At 50.8% G+C, this 4,228-nt stretch carries 4 protein-coding genes; 1 reads left to right on the top strand and 3 read right to left on the bottom strand.

The features are described from left to right. Positions 1–179: 179 nt before the first annotated feature. Positions 180–1,214: an AraC family transcriptional regulator ligand-binding domain-containing protein gene (locus AB9F26_RS21885; RefSeq protein ID WP_335584405.1), complete on the bottom strand. Its 1,035-nt coding sequence runs from the start codon at positions 1,212–1,214 to the stop codon at positions 180–182. Positions 1,215–1,318: 104 nt separating this feature from the next. Between AB9F26_RS21885 and AB9F26_RS21890 the strand changes: the two genes are divergently transcribed. Continuing rightward, positions 1,319–2,755 (top strand): arylsulfatase, encoded by a 1,437-nt coding sequence (locus tag AB9F26_RS21890; RefSeq protein WP_335584404.1) that lies wholly within the window; start codon positions 1,319–1,321, stop codon positions 2,753–2,755. Positions 2,756–3,100: 345 nt separating this feature from the next. Here AB9F26_RS21890 and AB9F26_RS21895 read toward each other — a convergent pair whose 3' ends face one another. Both AB9F26_RS21895 and AB9F26_RS21900 read right to left on the bottom strand, forming a co-directional pair. Then, positions 3,101–3,496: a VOC family protein gene (locus AB9F26_RS21895; RefSeq protein ID WP_335586531.1), complete on the bottom strand. Its 396-nt coding sequence runs from the start codon at positions 3,494–3,496 to the stop codon at positions 3,101–3,103. Between the two features lie 87 nt (positions 3,497–3,583). Continuing rightward, positions 3,584–3,913 carry a DUF1330 domain-containing protein gene (locus AB9F26_RS21900; protein ID WP_335586530.1) on the bottom strand — a complete coding sequence of 110 codons (330 nt, stop codon included), beginning with the start codon at positions 3,911–3,913 and terminating at the stop codon, positions 3,584–3,586. Positions 3,914–4,228 lie beyond the last annotated feature (315 nt).

Consider the following 4,228-nt stretch of genomic DNA (forward strand, 5'->3'; position numbering starts at 1 on the left):
ATAGATGCCCGAGGTTCCTCACTTTTTTGGGTGAGCGGATTGACATAGATTGCCCTGGCTCAGTAGCTTTGGGGTGAAGAAATTGTTCTGTCAGCGAATTGAGAATGACGCGAACGGCCCAGAGCTGACCTTGGTGCATGTCGCAGTTAATGGCGGGTTCAAGCACAGGCGGATATTTGTTACTGTGCACGGCCACATTGGAAGTTCCGGTTCTTGCTACGACGAGAGGCGGGTGTAAGTCCGGACCAATCTCGGTAGGCGCGGATGAAGTGTTGCTTGGATGTGTACCCTAGGAGCCCGGCAATTTCCGGCATTGTTAGTGAGGTGGTGACGAGTAAGTCCTCGGCCCATTCGCGGCGCGCCCCTTGCAGGATTGAGCCGAACGTCGTTCCTTCCGCGGCTAACCTGCGTTGTATTGTGCGGGGAGCAACACCGATGCAATCAGCGATTTGCGACAAATCGAAGATTCCACGACGCGCAAGCGGGCCTGTGAGAATACGCATCGTGCCGCCAAAAGTTTCCGGTGGTCGTTTTGAAACCAACTGACGAAGCGCGCTCCAATTGAATGTTTTCCGTCGGCTTCGATTAATACTCTGAGGAACGCTAATTTCACCAGTCACCTCAGTTCCAACGACGCTGTCTTGGATATCAACACCAAAAAACGCTCGTAATTCTACCTGCCGCACTTTGGTCGCGGCTGCCACTTTGATCTGGGACGGCTTCCAGTGTGGGGCTTCGTATTCCTTAACAAGGTTTATGAGCATTGCCGCGACCCCGTCGCTTTGATGCCAACTGCCAATTGCTCTTGGTGTTGGGGGAACATAAATCAGTGAGAGCCTTTGACCCTCGATCTGATAGGTGAGGCGCGAGCCGGACTCGTGGTATTTCAAAGCCCGCGAAGCACGTTCAAGCGCGACCGTGAGCGAGGGCGCTTCTGAAACATATTGACCGTAAAGGCCCAGGTCTGAGAAGGGGACACTGTCGCCAATCTTGGCACCCAAAAGGGGCTCACAAGTCACTCGGGCGCAGGCTTCTAGAAACCGCATGTACTCAGTGTTTGCTATCTGCATTTCTGGCTCGTCCAAAAGTTTTCTGGAAAACCCGTATTGGGAAAATACTTTGTGAGTGGCTTCCACTCCGAACTGTGCATCAACAGCCGCTGCAACCGCTGCAAACTCTGCGGCACTGACCATCGGTATAGCTAGGTGCGACATCCTCTTTGTTTCCTTGCAGTTGATTTTCAGAATATCGACTTTGTCGTGATTTGGCACCCATTCTTCTGCTATCCAAGCCTAAACGCTAGGAAATGGAATTTGATATGATTGATTTTGGACGAAAAGTGGCGATTGCCGCAACGGTTGTTAGTCTTTTCCCTACAATGGTCATGGCCCAAGCTGAAAAGCCGAATATTGTTTATTTGCTCGTCGACAATTGGGGGTGGGGCGACGTTGGAATTCAAGGCGGCACGACTCCGACACCTAAAATCGATGCGCTCGCGGCAGAAGGTATGCGGCTTTTAAATTTCAACGTATCAAATCAATGTACACCGTCGCGCTCGGCCATCCATACTGGCCGCCTACCAATTCGGTCAGGAACACAAAAAGTTTCCGCTCCAGGTGAGCCGGATGGGTTGGCCCCTTGGGAATATACCATTGCCGAACTCCTTTCCGACGCTGGATACAAAACCGCACTTTTCGGGAAGTGGCATATCGGCTCTAAGGTCGGCCGCATGCCGAACGATCAAGGCTACGATGAATGGTGGGGGATTAACGAGGGTTCAAATGCCGCGGCCTATACTTCTACCCCTCAATTCGATCCATCGGTCGCCGAGATACCTCATCTCTGGGAAGGCAAAAAGGGCGAACCATCCAAAAAAACCGAACTCTATGATATCGAAGCCAAACGCAATCTTGATCACGGCTCAACGGAGCGGGCGATCGAGTTCATTGAACGAAATGCGGGCAGAGACGCGCCGTTCTTTCTCTATCTCGGCTTCACGCATTTCCATCCACCTTGGGGCGTGCATGACGATTATCAAAATAAGTCAGGTGCGGGCGTTTATGCTGACACCAAATTGGAAGTCGACGGGAATATCGGCGCAGTTCTTGATGCCATCAAAGAGGCGGGCGTTGCAGACAATACAATTATTATTCTCACGGGGGACAACGGAGCCGCCAACTATCCCTCACCTGGAATTGTCACGGGAGAAGTCGGGGGCTCGAACGGGCCTTGGCGTGGAGGACTTAGCACGGCGTTTGAGGGAGGTCTGCGTACTCCGGCAATAATCCGGTGGCCCGGCAAGGTGCCAGCGGGCGTTGTTTCAGACGAAATCGTCTCGGCGCTGGATTGGCTTCCGACGTTTGCGGCCTTTGCAAATGCGCCAGAACTGGTGCCCACGGATCGCCCAATAGACGGCGTAGATCAGTCAGCCTTTCTTCTAAACGAAACAGAAAAATCCGCGCGTGAGCACGTTGTTGTTTATGTGGGAGATATTGTTTGGGCCGTAAAATGGCGTAACATGAAAGTCCATTTTGCAACGGCCGAAGGCACCCACGCTTTCGTCCAAAAATACACTTTCCCTCAAGTATTCGACATCAAGGAAGATCCAAAAGAGAACTACGAACTATGGGGAAATGAAGGCTACGCCCATGCATGGGTGATGAGCCCAGTAACCAAAATTCTTTCCGAAATATCCTCAAGCATGGCGGAATTTCCCAATATTTTGCCTGGACAAGACTTTGATGGATACAACTAGTATGATGGAATTCCATTTTTAGGCCTCGGCGGGGGCGTCCCTTTTGGTGCTAAGTTACCCATGAAAGCAGACTTTAGCGCTTGATGCAGCGAACGGCTCCTTACCGCCCTTAGTGACGAATGCTGCGTTTGCATAAAAATTCCGAGACAACTCTTAGTGTAGTTGTCGCGAACGGCCCACAGGAGGCATTCACCAGGTCGGTTCACGCCGCATTGCAGCTTCACCAGACCAGAAGTTCGTGCATTGCGCAGCATTTTCGAGAAGCGAGTGACGGCAGTGCGGACAAAGCTGCCGCACTTCAATGCGGGCCTTTGACCTGCTATCGTACTGCAGTAAATCAGTTATCTAGATGTATCGACCTGCGCGTTGCAATATTTCGATCTTGTAGCCATCCGGATCTTCTAGAAAGAAAAATGTAGCGAGCTTTTTTCCGTCGTGATCGAACGATTTGACGTCGCCAGGAAGAAAACCTAGCGCGGACAGCCTCTCGCGTTCCGCATGGATATCTTGAACACTGAACGCTATATGGCCGTATCCATCCCCAAGTTCATAAGGACCACTCTGTGCCTTGTTGACGGTGAGTTCGACCTCAAATTCGGTCTCTTCATTAGACAAGTAGATAAGGGTAAAATTTTCAAAATCGAAAGTATCTGCCACACTTAGGCCGAAAGCCTCTTCATAGAAATTAACGGATTTCTCCCTGTCCTTTACACGGATCATGCTATGAATTGCCTTGGCCATTTTCTGTTTTCCTTAGATTGAAATCGTCTCGCAGACTTAAGAGCCCCCGAGACTTTCTTTGAAATCATTTAATCACAATTGGGACAGCTACTCTGCAGCGGGAAGATACGGTATTGCGCCCGCAAGATCCGTATCGTCGATGACATGAAAGCGGCTCACGCTTCCGGCTTGTCGCGCTTTTCCGAACGGAGCGTATTCGGGATCATTTGCAAACGCATCAAGCGCCTCTCGGGACGGGAACTGAATGAGAGCGATCAAGGTTGTATCCAGACCCTCACCCTCAATCGTTTCGATATTTCCGCTGCGCGATAGATACTTGCCGCCGTGTTTTGCAACTATGTCGTGAACCTTGGTTGCATATTCTGGAATCCATGCGTCGTCAGTTACCTTTACGTCGGCAATTAAAAAAACAGTCATTTTTCACTCCCTTATTATTTAGTTTTTGTTGGTTAGCAGGGACAAGCATAGAAGGGATTTCTACTCCTGTCTGCCCACCACATTCAAAGTCCACCTTGGGCTCCTTGCGGTCATGCGGCGGTGCAGAGTGAAACCGAGTTTCAGGGTTGCCTGAACGTCGGCTTCTAATGTCTGGGCAGGGTTGGTTCGCGCCCGCAGCGAAAGTCCGGTTTCCGCGGTGGTTTCAACCGGTGGACGCAACACTTTAATCTTTTGGAAGAGATGGAGTGTTGAACATGAAGTATCGTCGCAGAATTTACTATTCGTCTAAGCAGC

Origin of the sequence: Falsihalocynthiibacter sp. BN13B15 (assembly GCF_041205415.1) — a bacterium.
Lineage (GTDB): Bacteria > Pseudomonadota > Alphaproteobacteria > Rhodobacterales > Rhodobacteraceae > Falsihalocynthiibacter > Falsihalocynthiibacter arcticus.

Coding starts and splice junctions, on each gene's coding strand:
- AB9F26_RS21895 (WP_335586531.1), bottom strand. CDS start 3,496: ATGGCCAAGGCAATTCATAGCATGATCCGTGTAAAGGACAGGGAGAAA.
- AB9F26_RS21885 (WP_335584405.1), bottom strand. CDS start 1,214: ATGTCGCACCTAGCTATACCGATGGTCAGTGCCGCAGAGTTTGCAGCG.
- AB9F26_RS21890 (WP_335584404.1), top strand. CDS start 1,319: ATGATTGATTTTGGACGAAAAGTGGCGATTGCCGCAACGGTTGTTAGT.
- AB9F26_RS21900 (WP_335586530.1), bottom strand. CDS start 3,913: ATGACTGTTTTTTTAATTGCCGACGTAAAGGTAACTGACGACGCATGG.